Source organism: Achromobacter sp. ACRQX (assembly GCF_022346505.1).
Classification (GTDB): domain Bacteria; phylum Pseudomonadota; class Gammaproteobacteria; order Burkholderiales; family Burkholderiaceae_B; genus Achromobacter; species Achromobacter animicus.
Genome location: NZ_JAKRML010000029.1, coordinates 44,013 through 63,229 on the forward strand (window position 1 = coordinate 44,013; position 19,217 = coordinate 63,229).

Sequence of the window (19,217 nt, forward strand, 5' to 3'; positions counted from 1 at the left end):
CAGAGAGAGACCCCAGCCCGTGACCGAGAACTCGCTCTATCTGATCAAAGCATTCATCCTGGGCATCCTGGAAGGCCTGACGGAATTCATCCCCGTGTCCAGCACGGGCCACCTCATCCTGGTCGGCGACTGGCTCAATTTCGATTCGGGCGACGGCAAGGTGTTCGAGGTGGTCATCCAGCTGGGATCCATCCTTGCCGTGATGTGGGTCTTCCGAGCCCGGCTGCTCAAGCTGATCCGCGGCACGCTGACGGGCGTGCCCAGCGAGGTGGCCTTCACCCGCAACCTGATCCTGGCGTTCCTGCCGGCGGCGGTGATCGGCGCGATCTTCATCAAGACCATCAAATCGGTGTTCTACCACCCGGCGGTGGTCGTGGTGACGCTGGTGCTGGGCGGGCTGATCATGCTGTACGTCGAACGCCGCACGCGCCACACGCCGGGCGATGCGCCGGGCGCCGCTGACGACACCGCCTCGGACGAGCGCGCGTCGGCCCACACGCTGGAACAGATCACCTGGAAGCAGGCGCTGGGCGTGGGCGTGGCGCAATGCTTTGCGATGATTCCCGGCACCTCGCGGTCGGGCGCCACCATCATCGGCGGCATGATCGCCGGCATCCAGCGCAAGACGGCCACCGAATTCTCATTCTTCCTGGCCATGCCGACCATGCTGGGCGCGGCGGCCTACGACATGTACAAGAACTTCGGCCTGCTGACCCAGCACGACCTGTCGGGCATCGCCGTGGGCTTCATCGCGGCGTTCCTGAGCGCCATGGTGGTGGTGCGGGCCGTGCTGCGCTTCGTGGCGAACCACACGTACCGCGTGTTCGCCTGGTACCGGATCATCTTCGGCGGCATCGTGGCGGCCTGGATCTTCACGCGCTGATTCCTCCCGCCACACGGCGATCGCAGAAAGAAAAAGGGCCGCTTTCTCAAGCGGCCCTTGTTTTGTCCGGTATGGGACGGGTGGCGTCTACGCTTCCGTTTCCAGGTCGTAGAACTGCAGCCCGTCGCGGTCAATGACCAGCCAGCCGCCGCGCGGCGGCGACACGTGATCGCAGTCCCAGTCGGGCAGCACCCAGCGCTCGCGCTTTTGGCCGTCGACATCGAGCACGTGGCGGTTGGGGCGATGCGTGTGGCCATGCACCAGCACGCGCACGCCCGTCTCACGGAAGATCGATTCGATGGCGTCCGCGTTGACGTCCATGATTTCCATGGACTTCGTCTGGTTGGCCGCCTGGCTCTCGCCCCGTGCCTGCTGCGCCATGGCCAGCCGCTCGGGAATGGTCTTGGCCAGGAATTCGGCCTGCCATTGCGCGTTGCGGACCATCTTGCGGAACTGCTGGTAGGCGGCGTCGTCCGTACAGAACTCGTCGCCGTGCGTCAGCAGGACCTGGCCGAAATCGGTTTCCAGCAGGGCCGGCTCGGGCAGCAGGCTGGCGCCCACGGCCTTTGCCAGTTCCTCGCCGATGAGGAAATCGCGGTTGCCGCGCCCCAGCCAGACCGGGATGCGGGCGGCCGTATTGCGCAGCGCCACCAGCACCGTGGCAAGCCACGGCGGGGCGGCGCGGATCACGTCGTCGCCAATCCAGGCGTCGAAGATGTCGCCGGGCAGCAGCAGGGCTGCCGCCTCTTCCTCTGCCGCCTGCAGAAAGGCCAGGAAGGCCTCCGAGGTGGCCGGCGTGGCCGGCCCCAGGTGCAGGTCGGATGCCAGCCAGACCGGGCCGGGCAGGGAGATCTTATTCAAGAACTTCGGCCTTCTCGATGATGACGTCTTCGTTCGGCACGTTCTGGTGGAAGCCCTTGTTGCCGGTCTTCACGCCCTTGATCTTGTCGACCACGTCCTGGCCTTCGGTGACGGCGCCGAACACGGCGTAGCCCCAGCCGTTCGGCGTGGGCGACGTGAAGTTCAGGAAGTCGTTATTGGACACGTTGATGAAGAACTGGGCGGTGGCCGAGTGCGGATCGCTGGTGCGGGCCATGGCCAGGGTGTACTTGTCGTTCTTCAGGCCATTGTTGGCCTCGTTTTCGATCGGGGCGTGGGTCTGCTTCTGCTTCATGCCGGGTTCGAAGCCGCCGCCCTGGACCATGAAGCCGTCGATCACGCGATGGAACACGGTGCCGTTGTAGAAGCCTTCCTTGACGTAGGTCAGGAAGTTTTCAACGGACTTGGGCGCCTTGGCGGCGTCCAGGGTGATGACCATGTCGCCTTGGTTCGTTTGAAGCTTGACGCGGGGATTGGTGCTCATGGTTTTGGTGCCTTCGGAGGTGGAGGGAGAAGAAGAGGCTGCGGGGGCGGCGCTGACGAACGCCGGAGCGAATGCAGCCAGTGCGAACGAGCACGCCGTCAGGCGCAGCAGGTGAAGAGGGGAGTAACGGGACATCATTTGCCTTGTTTATCCTTCAACATTGTTTCAACTTCGCGGACCTTTTCCCGCATGCCAGGCACGCCGTCGCCGGCGGCCTCCTTGTAGGTTCGCAAGGCCTGCAGCAATTGCAGGTCGCCGAGGTTGGCGCGGGCGGCGGCGTAGTTCGGGTCTGCGCGCAATGCCATCTGGAGGGCATCCTGCGCACGGTCGAGTTCGCCGCGTCCAGCATATAGAGCTGCCAGATTGTTCCAGGGTTCCGGCAATTCCGGGAACCGCGTGGTCATATCGTTGTAGATGTCGATGGCTTCGTTCGTGCGGTCCAGGGCGGCGAGGGCGCGCGCATGCTGGAACATGAGCTGCACGTCGGTGCCGCGCTGGTCCTTGATCTCGGCCTGGCGCTTTTCGATCATCGCCAGCGCTTCCGCGTTTTCGCCACGGTTCAGCATGCGCTCGATGTGCGTCGTGATCTGCGACGCGGAGGGGATCAGCCGGGTGTCCACGCTGGGCTTGGCGGCTTCCAGCAGATTGGCCAGAGCGTCCCAGCCGCCTTCAGGCGGAATCGGGTCCAGGGTGGTGCGGGTGGCGTTGGGGTTTTCTCCCGCGCCGCCGCTCATCGACTGGGCAAGGGCGACGCCCGCCGGCGCGCCGGCCAAGGCCAGGGCGAGCAGGGCAACGCAAAAACGCGGCTTGATAGTCACGTGGGCTTTCCGTTAAAAGTCTTGGCCGGCTGGCGCTTACGCGCGCGACCGGGCCGCTTGCTATACTTGACGACCGCCATTTTAGCCCCGGTTGCGTTTTTGGCTCGACCATCGCGTTCAAGGCAGTAGGGAATAGGGGCCACCGGAAGAATACGGGCCATCGATCCCGCACGGACAGCACTGCACCGACAGCACTGCCGGGACAGCACTGCCGGGACAGCACTGCCGGGACAGACTGCCAGGACTGCACTGCCAATGGACAGCGCTGCCAATGGACTGCACTGCCATCGGGGCGGCAATGTAAATGGGGCGGCGAATTGGGCGGCACGCGTTGACGGTATGTTCCGTCGACAGCAACTTTCCGAAACCGCCACGGAACACTAAACGAAACCTATCGCGCCATGCTGCAAATCTACAACACGTTATCGCGTACCAAAGAACCGTTCAAACCGGCCCAGGCCGGCCAGGTGCGCATGTACGTGTGTGGCATGACCGTGTATGACTTCTGCCATCTGGGCCACGCCCGCATGCTGGTGTCGTTCGACGTCGTGCAGCGCTGGCTGCGCACCAGCGGCTTGTCGGTGGACTACGTGCGCAACATCACGGACATCGACGACAAGATCATCCGCCGCGCCGTGGAAACGGGCCGCCGCATCGGCGAAGTCACCGAGTTCTACATCGACGCCATGCACGCCGACGAGCGCGCGCTGGGCGTCGAATCGCCTGATCGCGAACCCCGCGCCACGCAGTACGTGGGCGAGATGCTCGACATCATCGGCAAGCTCGAAACCAACGGGCTGGCCTACCAGGCCGAAGACGGCGACGTGAATTACGCCGTGCGCGGTTTCCCCGGCTACGGCAAGCTGTCCGGCAAGACGCTCGATGACCTGCGCGCCGGCGAGCGCGTGGCGGTGGGATCCAGCAAACGCGACCCACTCGATTTCGTGCTCTGGAAGTCCGCCAAGGCCGAAGAACCCGCCGACACCAAGTGGGAATCGCCGTACGGCTTGGGCCGCCCGGGCTGGCACATCGAGTGCTCGGCCATGAGCAAGTCGCTGCTGGGTTTGCCGCTGGACATCCACGGTGGCGGTCCGGACCTGAAATTCCCGCACCATGAAAACGAGATCGCCCAGACCGAGGGCGCGTTCGGCGGCACGCTGGCCAATATCTGGATGCACTGCGGCCCGCTCATGGTCGATTCGGACAAGATGTCCAAGTCCCTGGGCAACTTCCGCACCATCCGCCAGACCGTCGCGCAGAATGACCCAGCGGCTGACCAGTCCGAGTACCAGGTGAACCCGCGCGAAGCGGAAATGGTGCGCTTCTTCATTGTGCGCAACCATTACCGCAGCCCGCAGAACTACACGCCGGACAACCTGATCGACGCGCAGAACGCACTGGATCGCCTGTACCAGGCCCTGCAGAACGTGCCGGCCGACGATCAGGGCATTGACTGGAACGAGCCTCAGGCACAGGCCTTCAAGGCCGCGATGGACGACGACTTCAACAGCTCGGGCGCCGTGGCCGCGTTGTTCGAACTGGCCTCCGAGGCCAACCGCACCAAAAGCGCGCGCAGCGCCGGTCAGATGAAGGCCCTGGCTTCGCTGCTGGGCCTGCTGCAGCAGGCGCCCGCCACGTACTTCCAATCCGCCACCCGCTATTCCGCGGCCGCTATCGAGCAAGGCGCGCGCAGCACGCTGGATGCCGACGCCATCCAGTCCCTGATCGACGCGCGCGCGGCCGCCAAGGCTGCCCGCAACTTTGCCGAAGCCGACCGCATCCGCGCCGAGCTGCGCGAATCCGGCATCGAGCTGGACGACAAACCGGGCGGCCTGACGCAATGGCGCCGCGCGTGACCCCGCAGGATACGCCGGACATGTCCACCGCAGATCTCGAGATTCCCAAGCCTGAATACTGGGAGGCCGCCGTGGCGCACCTGATGCGCCGCGACCGCATTCTGAAAAAGATCATCCCCCAGCACCCGGAGGTCTGGCTGACCTCGCGCGGCACGCCGTTCATCACGCTGGCGCGGGCGATCATCGGGCAACAGATTTCCCCGAAGGCGGCCGATGCCGTCTGGACCAAGTTCATCGACGCCGTGGGCAAACGTCCCACGCCCGTCGCCGTGCTGCGCGTTGGCCTGGACGGCCTGCGCAAGGCCGGACTGTCGCAACGCAAGGCCGAATATGTGCTCGACCTGGCCGTGCATTTCGGCGAGCGCCGGGTCCATCCCGAGAAGTGGGCGGCCATGGACGACGAGGCCGTCATTTCGGAACTGGTCGCCATCCGCGGCATCGGACGCTGGACGGCGGAGATGTTTTTGATTTTCAATCTACAGCGGCCTGATGTCCTGCCGCTGGATGATCCCGGGTTGCTCAAGGCAATCTCGCTACACTATTTCAGCGGCGAGCCTGTCTCTCGCTTCGAGGCTCGCGAAGTCTCGTTGGCGTGGCAGCCCTGGCGTACCGTGGCGACCTGGTATCTGTGGCGCAGTCTGGAACCGACGCCGGTCCAATACTGACGCAAACCAGGCAGCCCATCTACGGAACCACACTACATGCGCAATACATTTCTGGAATTTGAACAGCCGCTCGCCGAGCTTGAGAACAAGATCGAGCAGCTGCGCTATGTGCAGGCCGATTCGGCGGTAGACATCTCCGATGAAATCGGACGTCTGCAGCAGAAGAGCCAGACGCTCGCCAAGGAGATCTACGCCAAGCTCACGCCCTGGCAAACGGCGCTTGTCGCGCGTCACCCTCAGCGTCCCTACACGCTGGACTACGTGCGCGAAATGTTCACCGACTTCCATGAACTGCACGGCGACCGCATGTACGCCGACGACCAGTCCATCGTGGGCGGCCTGGCGCGCTTCAACGGCACGCCGTGCATGGTCATCGGCCACCAGAAGGGCCGCGACACCAAGGAGCGCGCCGCGCGCAACTTCGGCATGCCGCGCCCCGAGGGCTATCGCAAGGCCCTGCGCCTGATGCGCCTGGCCGAAAAATTCGGCATTCCCGTCTTCACCTTCGTGGACACCCCGGGCGCCTATCCCGGCATCGGCGCCGAAGAGCGCGGCCAGTCCGAAGCCATCGGCCACAATCTTTACGCCATGGCCGAACTGAAAGTCCCGTTGATCTGCACGATCATCGGCGAAGGCGGTTCGGGCGGCGCGCTGGCCATTGCCGTCGGCAACGCCGTGCTGATGCTGCAATACGCTACCTACGCCGTGATTTCGCCGGAAGGCTGCGCCTCGATCCTCTGGCGCAGCGCGGACAAGGCCCCCGAGGCCGCCGACGCGCTGGCCATCATCGCGCCCCGCCTCAAGGATCTGGGTCTGGTGGACCGCGTGGTCAACGAACCCGTGGGCGGCGCTCATCGCGACCCCCGCGTCATGGCCCGCCTCTTGCGCCGCGCGCTCGGCGACGCCCTGCGCCAGCTTCAGGGCATGACCCCCGAACAGCTCGTCGAGCAGCGCCTTGAGCGCGTGCGCTCGTACGGCGCCTTCCAGGAAGTGCGCGCGTAAAGCGGGCAGGGCGCCGGCCCCTGCCGGCGCCGCGGCCCCCGCGCCCTTGCACGCTCATGACTGACGTCCCGCCGCCCGGCTGCCATCTCCGGGCCGACGCGGGCGCCATTCCCTCCCTGCCCATCTCCACCGCGCTTGCCGCAGCGTTGCGCCAGATGCTCCCGGCACTGCCCGAGCGTCCGCGCCGCATTGCCGTGGCGTTCAGCGGCGGGGCGGACTCGGCCATGCTGGCTGTACATGCGGCCGCCGTTGCGCCGCTGCTGGGCATCGAGGTGATGCTTTTCCATGTGCACCACGGTTTGCAGGCGCAGGCCGACGAGTGGGCGCGACACGGCCAAGCCCTGGCCGCAAGACTGTCGGTCCCGCTTATCGAGGCGCGCGTGCAGGTCGAGCCGGCCAGCGGCAAGGGCATCGAAGCCGCTGCGCGCGATGCGCGGTATGCCGCGCTCGCCCGGTTGGCGCAGGAGCACGGCGTCCACCACATCCTGCTCGCCCACCATCGCAACGATCAGGCGGAAACCGTGTTGCTGCGCCTGCTGCGCGGGACCGGGCTGTCGGGCATGGCGGCCATGTCTCCAGTGACGCAGCGCGATGGCGTGTCGTACGTGCGCCCGTGGCTTGAGCAGGATCGCAGCGCGATTCTTCAGGCGGCAGATGACGTAGAGGCGGCGATCGGCTGGCGCGCCGTGCAGGACCCCACCAATGCCGATCCGCGCTACACCCGTGCCGCACTGCGTGAATTGCTGGCGCCCGTGCTGGATGCACGCTGGCCCGGCTGGCGCGGCATCGTCGCGCGCCATGCGCGGCACATGGCCGAAGCGGCAGAGATTCTGGACGAAGTCGCCCGTGAAGATTTCGCACGGCTGGATCCCGGTGCCGATGACGCCAGTTTTTCGTTGCAGGCGTGGCGCGGACTATCGCCCGCCCGTCAGTCGCAGGTGTTGCGGTATTGGCTGGAGCGAAATGGGGCGCGGATGCCCACCGACGCGCGCATGGCGGACCTGCTGAGGCAGTTGCGTGGCCTGCACAGCCTGGGCCATGACCGGCAACTGCGAGTGGAACAGGCGGGCCACGTGATTCGATGTCACCGCGGCCGCGTGTGGGTGGAGCGCCGGGACCAGGCCGGTACGTAAGCCGGATCGGAAGCCGGATCGGAAGCCGGTTTGCAGCAGGAGGTCAGCTAATCCGATTTGGGGCGGTTTCGACAAGCCCGACACCGTATTCACCCCGAAAATGGACATAAATCTGCGCAAACTGCGCAAATTTTTACCGTCGCGCTAGAATATATGGTTTTGCCCGTCAACACTTGCGGCGGGTGTCCAGCCAGAGTACGAGATGTCCCTGATCGTTCACAAATATGGCGGTACTTCGATGGGCTCGGTCGAGCGCATCAGAAACGTGGCGCGTCGCGTCGCAAAGTGGCACGCCGCCGGCCACCAGGTTGTTGTTGTTCCGTCCGCCATGGCGGGCGAGACGAATCGTCTGCTGGGCTTGGCGCGCGAGCTCTCGCCCCAGCCCGACGGCCGCGAACTCGACATGATCGCCGCCACCGGCGAGCAAGCCAGCAGCGGCCTTCTGGCCATTGCCTTGCAGGCCGAGGGCGTGTCCGCGCGCAGCTATGCCGGTTGGCAAGTGCCCGTGCGCACCGACTCGTCGTTCACGAAAGCCCGCATCACGTCCATCGACGACGCCCGCGTGCGCGCTGATCTGGACGCCGGCCGCGTGGTCATCGTGACGGGCTTCCAGGGCATCGACCCTGACGGCCACATCACCACGCTGGGCCGCGGCGGCTCCGACACCTCGGCTGTAGCCGTGGCGGCCGCCATCAAGGCCGACGAATGCCTGATCTACACCGACGTGGACGGCGTCTACACGACCGATCCGCGCGTCGTGCCCGAAGCGCGCCGCATGTCCGTCGTTTCCTTCGAGGAAATGCTGGAAATGGCCTCGCTGGGCTCCAAGGTCCTGCAGATCCGCTCGGTCGAATTCGCCGGCAAATATCGTGTTCCGGTCCGGGTCCTGTCCTCGCTGACCGACCCCCTTATCCCGCTCGACGAAGAAATGGTCTCGGGCACGCTGATTACTTTTGAGGAAGACGAAAAAATGGAAGCCGCCGTTGTCTCCGGCATCGCCTTCAGCCGCGACGAAGCCAAAATCACCCTGCTGGGCGTTCCCGACAAACCCGGCATCGCATTCTCCATCCTGGGTCCCGTCGCCGCCGCCAATATCGACGTCGACATGATCGTGCAGAACCAGTCCGTGGCCGGTACGACCGACTTCTCGTTCACCGTGAACCGCAACGAATTCACGCGCGCCGTTGACCTGCTCAAGCGCGAAGTCATCCCCGCCGTCGGTGCCCGTGAACTGTCCACCGACGAAAAGGTCGCCAAGGTCTCCATCGTCGGCATCGGCATGCGCTCGCACGTGGGCGTCGCCAGCCTGATGTTCCAGACGCTCTCGCAAGAGGGCATCAACATCCAGATGATCAGCACCAGCGAAATCAAGACCTCCGTCATCATCGACGACAAGTACATGGAACTGGGCGTGCGCGCACTGCACAAGGCCTTCGGTCTGGACCAGGCGCCGGCCACCAAGGTCTGATGAATCAGGTCCGGCACGATTTTTTTGCATGAACGCCCCGATCGCGGGCAAGAGCCAAAAAAATCGTGCTAGAATCTCGTTCTCTTTTCGGAGACGTGCCCGAGAGGCTGAAGGGGCTCCCCTGCTAAGGGAGTATGTGGCTAAAAACTGCATCGTGGGTTCGAATCCCACCGTCTCCGCCAAAGACACTTGCACCAGTGAACCAAGGTTGCCTCAAGACCCGCATAGCTTATTGCTCTGCGGGTTTTTTGTTTTCTACGCGGTAATTGTGCGCGTTTGACCACGCGTAGCCGTACTCCTGGTTGCAGTTGTAGTCCTAGTCTCGATACGGTTGCGGTGATCTACGTCTTTCTTCCGATCAACGCCCGCGCCTGTTCCACCACATCCGCGTCGTTCGGCCGGAAATCCACCTGCACTGCTTGCGCAAGGCGCACGAAGTGCGATTGCGAACTGCGCGCGTACGCCGGGTCGTAGTGCCTGTCGATGAGTTCGCGCGCCAGGTCTTCACGGCGGCCTTCGTCCACCAGCGTTATCCAGCCCTTGATGGTTTCTCGGCTGTGCAGTCCCACCATGCGCTGCAACTGCGCCTTAAGCCAATCCGGCGTGTCGAACAGCCGCACGTAATCCTGCTGCAGGAAGCGCGTGCGGTCGTCGCGGCTGGCGCGGACTTCGACACAGTCACCCTGATGCATGGCGTGCAGCAAGGATGCGGGCAGTTCCACCGCGCCGATCTTGCGGCTTTCTGCTTCGACGAACACCGGCTGGCTGGCGTCGAGTTCGCGCAGCCTGACTGCGAGCAACGTGTCGAAGCGCTTCTGCGTGGGCTGCTCCGCGCCGGGCAATGCGCCCAGCAGCGAACCCCGATGGGAGGCAAGGTCTTCCAGGTCCAGCGTCTGCGCGCCAGCGTCGCGCAGCGCGTGCAACAGGCGCGTCTTGCCGCTGCCGGTGGGGCCGGTCAGTACGACGAAGCGCAGCGGTTGTGGGAGCGTTTGCAGGCCGTCCAGGGTGGCGCGCCGGTAGGTCTTGTAGCCGCCGTCGAGTTGCCGGGCGCGCCAGCCGATCATGTTGAACATCAACGTCATCGAGCCCGACCGCTTGCCGCCTCGCCAGCAGTAGATCAGCGGACGCCAGCCTTGCGGGCGGTCGGCGAAGGTCGTCTCCAGATGTCGGGCAATGTTGCGAGCGACGATGGCCGCGCCCGCGCGGGATGCTTCGAAGGGAGATACCTGCTTGTACATCGTGCCGATCCGGGCGCGTTCTTCGTTGTCGAGCACTGGCGCGTTGCGGGCGCCCGGAATGTGATCGTCGGCGTATTCCAGAGGGGTGCGCACGTCGATGATTTCGTCGAAATCATGCAGTCTGTCCAGACTGACAAGCAGGTGTTTCACGCGGACCGCCCCTCGGTAAGTCGATCTGCAATTCTCGCACGCTGCGCTGCGGTGTCGAGCTGGATCCTATGAGGATGGATAGAATGGCAGCCCTCGCCAGGATGGGTGTCTGACACCCTGGGAGAGCGCAGTTTCAACCATGTAGTCCATCGATGCAGATGCCAGACACCGAGGCCACCTATTCGCGAAGCGTCATCCCCCCCAACGCAAGACACTGCGTAAGTCACCGCAGGCCGCCCGCGCGGCCGAACGGGGACGGGCAACGCAAGATGCTTCTGGCCCAAGAACCTCTGCGCAAGAATGCCAAGCACACAGACCGCCCCAGCGCCCGACAGGTTTCAAATGCTAGAGTCCGGTGCGGTGGCGGCCCGGGGTGCGCGGGGCGTCGATAAGCCCGAGGGAATCCGTAGGAGTCGCCGAAGGCGAGGACGAGGATGACGATGGGGCAGTCCGGAGCGAAGGCTCCGGACCGCAATCGTGGCCCCGCGCACCCCGGGACGCCACCGTGCCGGACGCCTCAAGAACCAACACCGCCTCAACACCAAGCAGCAAACATTTAAAGCCCCGGCAGCGTGCCGGAAAGCGCGCAAATCAAAGAACCAAGCAACCATATACCCAGCTTGATGAAGGCAGTAGCAATGGACTTTTCTTTCAAGTGCACCACCTGCGACGAGGTTCATCACGGCCTGCCGAGCTTCGGCGCCGATGCACCCGCCACGTACTACGCCGTGCCGCCCGAAGATCGCCCCCAGCGTTGCGATCTGGGCAGTGACGATTGCGTAATCGACGAGCAGCACTTCTATGTGCGCGGCTGCATCGAGCTGCCGATCGCGGGCCACCCAGAACCCTTCGTGTGGGGCGTGTGGGTCTCGCTCAGTCTGCAAAGCTATGAAACGTGGGTGCGGATGTCGGACGAGGCAAAGCGTTCGCACACGCCGCCGCTGTTCGGCTGGCTTACGACGCGGCTCGATCCGTATCCCGACACGATCGGACTGAAGACGCACGTGCATCTTCGGGACGACGGCATCCGGCCGTACATCGAACTGGAGCCGACGAGTCATCCGTTGGCGGTGGAGCAACGCGAGGGGATCACGACCGGCCGCGTTGCGGAGATCTATGCGCTGCTGGTGCACGGGCAGGCGGGCGCGGCGTAGAGAGGGCGATTCGCCCGACGGCTCGCCGCCCGACGGATCGCCACCCCGCCTGCACGTGTCAGGCGCCGAACGTCAGCGCATTCGTCAGATCGCCCATCGCCGCTTGTCCTCGCGCCGTCATGGCGTCATCGCGCGCCTTCAAACCATCGAGCATCGGCAGGTCGAAGAGCCGCGTGGCAAGATGCAGGATGGAGCCCGTGTCGTAGATCGTGTGGTCCACCGTGCCCTTCTTGGCAAAGGGTGACACGATCACCGCCGGGATACGCGTGCCCGGGCCCCAACGGTCGCCTTGCGGCGGCGCAACGTGATCCCACCAGCCGCCGTTCTCGTCCACCGTGATCACCACCACCATGTTCTCCCACTGCTTGCTCTTCCTCAGGCTGTCCACGATGTGCGCGATGTGGCGATCACCCGAGTCCACGTCCGCGTATCCCGCGTGCATGTTCAGGTTGCCCTGCGGCTTGTAGAAGGTCAGCGGCGGTAGCGTGCCCGCTTCGGCGTCGGCCAGGAATTTGTTGGTGGAATTGAGATCACCCAGGCCGCCGTCGCGGATGTGCGCCGTGCGGGCCGCCGTGCCCGGCCCCGTGCTCTTGAAATAATTGAACGGCTGGTGATGCGCCTGGAAGTTCGGCGACGACGGAAAGCCCGTGCTGGCCGTCGAATCGACGGCGGCTTTCCAACCGCCTGCATACCAAGCCCAGTCCAGACCCTTCGCACTCATCAGATCACCGATGTTGGCGTGCGTTTGCGGAACCATCGTTTGCGGGCTGGCCGGATCCGCCAGTGTCGGATCGGTGGCATCGCGGCTGAACGACGGCCAGTAGGGCGGGGCCATCGTATTGACGCCATAGCCGTCGGGCGTGAGCGCGCTGGCGCCGAACTGCGGGATGCCGGTCAGCGCGCTGGCGGGTGACGTGGCCTTGGGTTCCAGGCGCGGATCGGTGGGGTCCGCGCTTTGCAGTTGTGCGATCTGCGTCTTGGCGACCGACGTGGCGGCGTCGGGATAGAAAGGCGGACGCGCCGCGACCAGGTACTGATGGTTCAGGAACGAACCGCCAAAAGCGCCCTGGAAGAAGTTGTCGCACAGCACGAATTCCTGCGCCAGCTTCCACAGCCGCAGGTTGTACGCCGAATCGCTGTAGTGCCCCATGACGAGCGCGCCGGAATCAGCCCACGCGACGAACTTGTCGTTCTTGCCGCCGTTGATCTGCATCTGGTTCTGGTAGAACACGTGCCAGAGGTCGCGCGTCACCACCCCTTGCGGCAGCGGCTCGCCTTGCGGTCCCTGCAACGCGAAGGGCGCGTTGGGCAGGTTATTCATGTAGGCCGCGGCCTGATCCACCTGATAAGTAATGTGGTTGGCCTGCTGCGACGTAGGCACCATGCCGTTCCAGACCGGCGGCAGCACGGGCAGCGGCGTGCCGTCGCGATCGAGCTGCGTGTAGTCGGCCGGCGTCAGCGCGGACAGCGGCTTTTCCACGCCGGGGAAGTTGGCGAACAGATTGTTGAAGCTGCGGTTCTCGGCAAAGATCACCACCAGCGTCTTGACGTTGTTGCGCAGCTGCGTGGTGAGGTCAGGAGCAGGGGCGGGCGTGGGTTCCGGCGCAGGCGCTGGGGCGGGCGCCGCAGGACTGTCATCGTCGTCGTCGTTGGAGCATCCGGACAGCGCGCCCATCGCGGCTGCGCTCGCGCCGAGTGCGGCAATGCCGGTCAGAAAGCCGCGGCGCGTGGCGCGCACCGGCGTCGTGCTGGGGGCGTCCTGGGAAGGTTCTCCAGTGCTTTTGTCTTTGTCGGACATGAAAGGTCTCTTGAGCTTGCGGATGACGTGGCGCACTGTCATTGCGTCACGAAGATCGCCGGATGACAGCCGGCATCGTTAACGGCCGCTAGGCTAAAGAGACAACGTTCTATCGATGTGACCATCCGCTGTCGGGAAGCTGTACGCAGACATCCGCGCGCCTTCCGACTTGCGCATCTCGTGAAACAACGCTATTATTCAAGGCTTGCTTTTTCAAGCGCCCGTAGCTCAGCTGGATAGAGTACCTGGCTACGAACCAGGGGGTCGTAGGTTCGAATCCTGCCGGGCGCGCCAAGTTCTTTTTTGTGTTGTTTGCGTTTTACGCAGACCTGCCGGAAAGGGAATAAAAAGCAGGCGTAGTGAAGTACAAGTTGCCGCAAGAAGTTCTGCGATAAGTTTTACTGCACTACAAACATGGCACGATTATTCTGATATAATTTTGCCTCTTTGCCGGAGCGCCCGTAGCTCAGCTGGATAGAGTACCTGGCTACGAACCAGGGGGTCGTAGGTTCGAATCCTGCCGGGCGCGCCAAACTTCACGGTCTAAACACCGCGATGTAAAAGCGGCAAAGAAAATGAAAAGGCCTTTGATCTTGAATCGAAGGCCTTTTTGTTTTGTGCGTCAAATTGGTGAGGCGTACATCGGTGGGCATCAATAGGTGGGGCATCACACCGGTGCGCATCAAATAACTGCGCATCCCATCGATACATCCAATACAGCCCCATCGCTTCAATGCGCAGCCTCTTCCTTTTCTTTCGATTGCGGCTTGTCGTCCGCTTCATCGAAGCCCCAATCTCCGAATAGATACCAATCTTCGCCGAGCGATTCCGCCGGGTGCATGGTGCGGCCCGAGCCGTTGCCACAGGCCATGGAGTCGGTGGAGCAGTATCGGTCGCAACCCCAGCAGATGCGTTCGGGATGTTTGGGATGCAGGGGAAATTTCTTGGCCATGCTGTCTGCCTGATGTGTTCTTGTTGAACTCAGCGTACTGCTGCCTGGCCGTGTGTTTCATTGACATGCCGCAAAGGCCGGGGCGCTGTCTGTGCCAGTACGCCATTTAAACGGGGTCGATTTGCATGGCACGATTCTTTCGTGTTATAAACACGCCTCTTTCGGGGCGCCCGTAGCTCAGCTGGATAGAGTACCTGGCTACGAACCAGGGGGTCGTAGGTTCGAATCCTGCCGGGCGCGCCAACTTATTCGAGGTCATGCTTCACAGCATGGTTTCAACCAGAAAGACGCAGCAATGCGTACGCGAAATGCGGCTTGATGAATTCATCAAGCCGCTTTTTTTTCGCCGCGGTTTTTGCCGCAGATTTTGCGCATTCTTGGCAGCAGCGACGCCCGCCATCACCACACGCGATATACCCGCCCGGTCTGCGCGCCTTCGACGCTGCGGCTGTACGCCAGCGCGACGCGGCTGGCCGGCGCCGCTTCGAAACCCTGGAAGTACGGACCATAGTTGTCCAGCGATTCTTCCAAGACCGTGGGGCTGACCGCGTTGATGCGGACGCCTTGCAGTTCTACCGCAGCACCACGCACGAAACCGTCGATGGCGCTGTTCACGGCGGCGGCATTGGCGCCAAAGCGGATGGGTTCATCGCTCAGGATGCCGCTGGTCAGCGTGATCGAGCCGCCCGCGTTGACGTAGTGCTGGCCGATCAGCGCCAGGTCGACCTGGCCCAGCAGCTTGTCATGCAGGCCGATCTTGAACTGATCCGCCGTCATCTCGGCAAGCGGCCCGAAATGCAGGCTGCCCGTAGCGGAAACGATCGCGTCGACCTTGCCCACGCGTTCAAACAGGTCGCGAATGCTGTCGCTGCGGGTCACGTCCACCTGATATTGGCCGCGGGTCTTGCCCACTGTGATGATGTCGTGCCGCTGGCCCAGCTCGCGGGCGATCGCGCTTCCGAGGGTGCCGCTTGCGCCGATGAGGATGATCTTCATGAGGTTCTCCGGGAATGCCGATAAAGCGCGCCGGCAGGACGCCGACGCATGGACGCATTCTGCGCGCCGTATTCCGCCCGAAAAATCCTAGAATTGTTGGATCAGTCAACACTCGGAGTGTGTAATCCATGGATCGCCTGCTCAGCATGGAAGTCTTTGTGGCGGTGGTGGAACTGGGCAGCCTGTCTGCCGCAGCAGCGCAGCTGGATATGTCGCCTGCGATGGCGGCCAAGCATGTCAAAGGCCTGGAAAACCGGCTGGGGCTGCGGCTGATGAACCGCACGACGCGGCGCCAGAGTCTGACGGAGGCGGGCCAGGCTTACTTCGCGCGCTGCAAGACAATCCTTGCCGACATCCGCGACGCAGAGCAGGGGGCCGAAGCGCTGCGCTCGACGCCGCGCGGGCATCTGCGCATCACCTCGTCCGTATCGTTCGGATCCTTTGCGCTGGCGCCGGCGATCGCCGAGTACCTGTCGATCTACCCGGACGTCAGCGTGGAGCTGTCGCTGAGCGACATGGTGGAGGACGTGGTGGCGTCGCGTTTCGATGTGGCGCTGCGCATCGGCGAGCCTGCGGATTCCGGCCTGGTGGCGCGCCGCATCGGCCTTTACCAGATGATCATCTGCGCGGCGCCCGCGTATCTGGCGCGTTACGGCACCCCGGCCGTGCCGGGCGATCTGTCCCGGCATCAGTGCCTGGATTTCTCGCATTGGAGCCGGCGCACCGGCTGGCGGCTTGGCACGGACGAGGGCGGAGAAATGGGGTATCCGACGGGGCGGTTCGTGTCGAACAACGGGCAGGCGCTCCGGCAGGCCGCGCTGGCGGGCTTTGGCATCGTGCTGCAGCCGGAGCTGCTGCTGGCCGACGACGTGCGCGCCGGCCGCCTGGTGCCTATCCTGCAGCCTTACTGGCCGGTGGCCCGGCCCATCACGCTGCTGTATGCGAAGGACCGCCAGGCTCCGCCGAAACTCACGACATTCGTGGATTTTGTCGTGACGCGTTTCGGGCGGTAGTGGCGGGCTGTCGGGGCGGGCTGTCGTGGAATGCGTTGGCGGCGGCCGTCAGGCGCGTCGTCGGTCCACTGCGGTCAGGGATGTGCCGCTTTTGAGAAGCTGGTAGGTCTGGCCGCCCAGCCACGCAACCTTTTCACCGGAACTGGTGCGGCAGACGCAGTGCGTCTTGGGATCGAAGCGTGGCGTGCCCAGCGCGGAATACGCGCCAGGATCGGAAACGAAGCGTTCAATGCGATACAACGTGCCATCCGGCGATGTGGCGAGCACGTCGGTCAATCGTCTTGCGGTGCCGAGCATATTCAATACCTCCATGCGCGGGCCGTCAGGTGTCGGCGCCAAAGTCGTTTGAACAATTCATGGCGCGGGCGCGGGGCAATGCCGTCGCGCGCTGCGCTAATGAAACTGTCCTCCTAACAATGAATCATCGAGTTGTTCCGGCGAAACGCCGAGGGCTTCGGACACGCGGTCAAGAATGACCTGCCTGGGCCGCGGGCGGGGCCGTTCCAAATCGATATAGATGGAGTGATCGACGCCAAGCCGGGCAGCCATGTCAGCAGTGCTGATGTTCAGGTGCTCGCGCCAGGCGCGGATCAGGCTCCAATCGTTGCCGGTTTTTAGATTGACTACAGCGGGCGGCAGGCGCGCTTGAGCCCCGGCAAATGTCTTGCGAGAGGCACGCGGCGCGGTGGCCGGCTTTTCATCGCTCGGGGCGGAGGCGCTGTGCCGCGACTCGCCTCGAGGTGTGGTGTGCGCGGTGACGGCGAGAAAGACGGCGCCGCCGTTCAACTGGCGGTATTCGTCGTTGCCCACCCAGCACAGCGTTTCGCCGTTATCGAGCTTGCATTCGCAATCCAGATGCGTATTGCTTGGCATGCCTTCAAGCAGGGCGATGGTTTCCGTGGTCGTGGCGTGACGCACCACACGGTGCAGCACACCGTCCGGCGAACGTACGAAGACGTCAGGAAGTCTCCAGGAAAACGGAATGATCATCTCCACAAGCGAAGCTCATTACACCACTGTATAGCGCGGTTGTAATGGTGAAAGTGAGGGTTTCCCCGCGAGTGTGGCGCAAGTGTCATAGACGTGTGATCCGGTTACGACGGATCCTCACCAAACCTCGCTGCGGCAAGCACCTTGGGCATCATTTCGGCCGCGGCGCCGCGCAGGTTGTGGTGGGCCAGGCCGTCCAGGGGCGTCGCGGCCGGGTTGACCTGCACGACCGTGGCGCCGCCTGCGATGGCCAGCTGGGGCAGTTCTGCGGCGGGGTACACGAGCGACGAGGTGCCGATGCTGAACAGCAGGTCGCACTGTTGCACGGCAACGGTAGCGTCGCGCCAAGTCTGCGCGGGCAGGCTTTCGCCGAACCAGACGACGCCCGGCCGGACCGGGGCGCCGCAAGCCGTGCAGGCAGGCGGCGGGATGCGGCGGCCGGCATCGGGTTCTTCCGGTGTTTCCGTGGCAAAGGACTGGGGGGCGCCGCAGCGCGAACAGCGCGGTGCATGCAGGCTGCCGTGCAGATGCGTGACATCGCGGCTACCCGCGCGCTCGTGCAGGTCGTCCACGTTCTGCGTGACGACGGTCAGTCGGGGAACATGGCGGGCGAGCGTCGCGATGGCATGGTGTGCGGCGTTGGGCGAAGCGCGCAGGACCTGCGCGCGCCGCCATTCGTACCAGCCCCAGACGATGTCGGGATGCTTTTGAAAGGCTTCGGGCGTGGCCAGCGCCTGTGCGTCAAAGCGCGACCAGAGCCCGGTCAAGGCATCGCGGAACGTGGCGATGCCGCTTTCCGCGGAGACCCCTGCGCCCGTGAAGACGACGACGCGGCGCGCGTCCCGCAGCGCTTGCGCCAGCGCGGGCGGAATATCGTGATGCGTGTTTTTCATTTCCAACCTTGCAGACAGTCCGATACGCTGCACGCGCCGCCACGGGGATGTCAAGCGTGGTTGCGCGATGTTCGGCCGAGCCGGAAGCGGCAGACGCGTGCGTCGCCGTCCTGAATCGTGGATACTCTTTTTTCATTCTGGGATTTGATCCCGCCTGGAGACCTGCAATGCCTGAATCGACCACCGGCCTGGAACGGCTGCGCCGCTTTATCGCTACCGCGACGCGGCTGGCCACGCCGCAGGCGCTGGAGCAGAGCCCCGAACTTGAGGCAGCGTTCTCGGACCTGGTGAGCCACGACGATTGGCTGCCCGAAGCCTGTACCGCCCCGCACCCGCAGTTCTATCAGCAGTACCTGCTGCACTGCGATCCGCTGGAGCGCTTCTCGCTGGTGAGCTTCGTCTGGGGACCCGGCCAGTTGACGCCCGTGCACGATCACGAGGTCTGGGGCTATGTCGGCATGCTGCGCGGCTCGGAGATCAATCAGCGGTTCACGCGGGACGTCGACGGGCGTTTGGCCATGGCGGGCGAGCCCACGACGCTGCGGCCCGGCGATGTGGAGCGCCTGTCGCCGGCCGAGGGCGACATCCACCGGGTGTCCAACGCGTATCCCGACCGCGTCTCCATCAGCGTGCATCTGTATGGCGGCAACATCGGCGCCGTGTCGCGCCATGTGTACGACCCGGTCACCGGCGTCGCCAAGCCATTCGTCTCGGGCTATTCGTCGCCCACCCTGCCCAATTTGTGGGACCGCTCTGCCGCTGTCCGCGCCACGCTGGCCTAGCGCGGGCATTGCGGCAAATCCGCTGTTCCCGCGGCGTGTCTCGTGCTATGTTCCCGTCCTAAA

At 64.2% G+C, this 19,217-nt stretch carries 19 protein-coding genes and 4 tRNA genes; 13 read left to right on the forward strand and 10 right to left on the reverse strand.

From position 1 onward, the window contains the following. Positions 1-19: 19 nt before the first annotated feature. Entirely contained in the window at positions 20-883 is an 864-nt protein-coding gene (locus tag MHZ91_RS22125) for an undecaprenyl-diphosphate phosphatase (RefSeq protein WP_175124242.1), read from the forward strand. Positions 884-970: 87 nt separating this feature from the next. Here MHZ91_RS22125 and MHZ91_RS22130 read toward each other — a convergent pair whose 3' ends face one another. From MHZ91_RS22130 to MHZ91_RS22140, 3 genes are all read right to left on the reverse strand, one after another. Further along, positions 971-1,744 (reverse strand): UDP-2,3-diacylglucosamine diphosphatase, encoded by a 774-nt coding sequence (locus MHZ91_RS22130; RefSeq protein ID WP_239215717.1) that lies wholly within the window; start codon positions 1,742-1,744, stop codon positions 971-973. After that, positions 1,737-2,246, reverse strand: a complete 510-nt coding sequence (locus MHZ91_RS22135; protein WP_175124240.1) for a peptidylprolyl isomerase — start codon at positions 2,244-2,246, stop codon at positions 1,737-1,739. The genes MHZ91_RS22130 and MHZ91_RS22135 overlap by 8 nt, the downstream gene beginning before the upstream one ends. Positions 2,247-2,380: 134 nt before the next feature. Further along, a complete protein-coding gene (locus tag MHZ91_RS22140) occupies positions 2,381-3,064 on the reverse strand; it encodes a tetratricopeptide repeat protein (protein ID WP_175124239.1) in 684 nt (227 codons plus the stop codon). Between the two features lie 401 nt (positions 3,065-3,465). Here MHZ91_RS22140 and cysS point away from each other — a divergent pair, with 401 nt between their 5' ends. From cysS to MHZ91_RS22170, 6 genes are all read left to right on the forward strand, one after another. Beyond that, positions 3,466-4,920: a cysteine--tRNA ligase gene (gene cysS, locus MHZ91_RS22145; RefSeq protein ID WP_239215718.1), complete on the forward strand. Its 1,455-nt coding sequence runs from the start codon at positions 3,466-3,468 to the stop codon at positions 4,918-4,920. A gap of 20 nt (positions 4,921-4,940) precedes the next feature. After that, positions 4,941-5,585 carry a DNA-3-methyladenine glycosylase gene (locus MHZ91_RS22150; protein WP_175124237.1) on the forward strand — a complete coding sequence of 215 codons (645 nt, stop codon included), beginning with the start codon at positions 4,941-4,943 and terminating at the stop codon, positions 5,583-5,585. A 36-nt stretch (positions 5,586-5,621) separates the two neighbouring features. Further along, a complete protein-coding gene (locus tag MHZ91_RS22155; protein WP_175186447.1) occupies positions 5,622-6,587 on the forward strand; it encodes an acetyl-CoA carboxylase carboxyltransferase subunit alpha in 966 nt (321 codons plus the stop codon). 155 nt (positions 6,588-6,742) lie between these two features. Then, positions 6,743-7,720 (forward strand): tRNA lysidine(34) synthetase TilS, encoded by a 978-nt coding sequence (gene tilS, locus MHZ91_RS22160; protein ID WP_239215744.1) that lies wholly within the window; start codon positions 6,743-6,745, stop codon positions 7,718-7,720. A gap of 202 nt (positions 7,721-7,922) precedes the next feature. After that, positions 7,923-9,188 carry an aspartate kinase gene (locus MHZ91_RS22165; RefSeq protein WP_175124234.1) on the forward strand — a complete coding sequence of 422 codons (1,266 nt, stop codon included), beginning with the start codon at positions 7,923-7,925 and terminating at the stop codon, positions 9,186-9,188. 89 nt (positions 9,189-9,277) lie between these two features. After that, a tRNA-Ser gene (locus tag MHZ91_RS22170) sits at positions 9,278-9,370 on the forward strand. Positions 9,371-9,529: 159 nt separating this feature from the next. On the opposite strand, the gene mnmH is transcribed toward MHZ91_RS22170, so the two are convergent. Further along, positions 9,530-10,576: a tRNA 2-selenouridine(34) synthase MnmH gene (mnmH, locus tag MHZ91_RS22175; protein WP_239215719.1), complete on the reverse strand. Its 1,047-nt coding sequence runs from the start codon at positions 10,574-10,576 to the stop codon at positions 9,530-9,532. Positions 10,577-11,214: 638 nt separating this feature from the next. Between mnmH and MHZ91_RS22180 the strand changes: the two genes are divergently transcribed. After that, positions 11,215-11,730, forward strand: coding sequence for a DUF2199 domain-containing protein (locus tag MHZ91_RS22180; RefSeq protein ID WP_239215720.1), 516 nt, complete (start codon positions 11,215-11,217; stop codon positions 11,728-11,730). Positions 11,731-11,788: 58 nt separating this feature from the next. On the opposite strand, the gene acpA is transcribed toward MHZ91_RS22180, so the two are convergent. After that, positions 11,789-13,528 (reverse strand): acid phosphatase, encoded by a 1,740-nt coding sequence (gene acpA / locus MHZ91_RS22185; protein ID WP_239215721.1) that lies wholly within the window; start codon positions 13,526-13,528, stop codon positions 11,789-11,791. Between the two features lie 217 nt (positions 13,529-13,745). On the opposite strand from acpA, the gene MHZ91_RS22190 reads away from it, so the two are divergent. Both MHZ91_RS22190 and MHZ91_RS22195 read left to right on the forward strand, forming a co-directional pair. Then, positions 13,746-13,822, forward strand: a tRNA-Arg gene (locus tag MHZ91_RS22190). A gap of 161 nt (positions 13,823-13,983) precedes the next feature. Further along, positions 13,984-14,060, forward strand: a tRNA-Arg gene (locus MHZ91_RS22195). A gap of 198 nt (positions 14,061-14,258) precedes the next feature. Here the strand turns inward: MHZ91_RS22195 and MHZ91_RS22200 are convergent. Further along, on the reverse strand, positions 14,259-14,480 hold the full coding sequence (locus MHZ91_RS22200) for a DUF3079 domain-containing protein (protein WP_175124230.1): 222 nt from the start codon (positions 14,478-14,480) through the stop codon (positions 14,259-14,261). 166 nt (positions 14,481-14,646) lie between these two features. Between MHZ91_RS22200 and MHZ91_RS22205 the strand changes: the two genes are divergently transcribed. Then, a tRNA-Arg gene (locus MHZ91_RS22205) sits at positions 14,647-14,723 on the forward strand. A gap of 156 nt (positions 14,724-14,879) precedes the next feature. Here MHZ91_RS22205 and MHZ91_RS22210 read toward each other — a convergent pair. Beyond that, entirely contained in the window at positions 14,880-15,476 is a 597-nt protein-coding gene (locus MHZ91_RS22210; RefSeq protein WP_175124229.1) for a short chain dehydrogenase, read from the reverse strand. A 128-nt stretch (positions 15,477-15,604) separates the two neighbouring features. On the opposite strand from MHZ91_RS22210, the gene MHZ91_RS22215 reads away from it, so the two are divergent. Beyond that, positions 15,605-16,489, forward strand: coding sequence for a LysR family transcriptional regulator (locus tag MHZ91_RS22215; RefSeq protein ID WP_239215722.1), 885 nt, complete (start codon positions 15,605-15,607; stop codon positions 16,487-16,489). A gap of 48 nt (positions 16,490-16,537) precedes the next feature. Here the strand turns inward: MHZ91_RS22215 and MHZ91_RS22220 are convergent, their stop codons facing one another. The 3 genes from MHZ91_RS22220 to MHZ91_RS22230 all read right to left on the reverse strand — a co-directional run bounded on the left by MHZ91_RS22220 (position 16,538) and on the right by MHZ91_RS22230 (position 18,372). Continuing rightward, complete coding sequence (locus MHZ91_RS22220; RefSeq protein WP_175124227.1) at positions 16,538-16,786, reverse strand: hypothetical protein; 249 nt, start codon at positions 16,784-16,786, stop codon at positions 16,538-16,540. Between the two features lie 96 nt (positions 16,787-16,882). Then, positions 16,883-17,485, reverse strand: coding sequence for a helix-turn-helix transcriptional regulator (locus MHZ91_RS22225; RefSeq protein WP_239215724.1), 603 nt, complete (start codon positions 17,483-17,485; stop codon positions 16,883-16,885). A gap of 98 nt (positions 17,486-17,583) precedes the next feature. Then, on the reverse strand, positions 17,584-18,372 hold the full coding sequence (locus MHZ91_RS22230) for an NAD-dependent deacylase (RefSeq protein ID WP_239215726.1): 789 nt from the start codon (positions 18,370-18,372) through the stop codon (positions 17,584-17,586). A gap of 167 nt (positions 18,373-18,539) precedes the next feature. On the opposite strand from MHZ91_RS22230, the gene MHZ91_RS22235 reads away from it, so the two are divergent. Continuing rightward, complete coding sequence (locus tag MHZ91_RS22235; RefSeq protein ID WP_239215728.1) at positions 18,540-19,154, forward strand: cysteine dioxygenase; 615 nt, start codon at positions 18,540-18,542, stop codon at positions 19,152-19,154. Positions 19,155-19,217 lie beyond the last annotated feature (63 nt).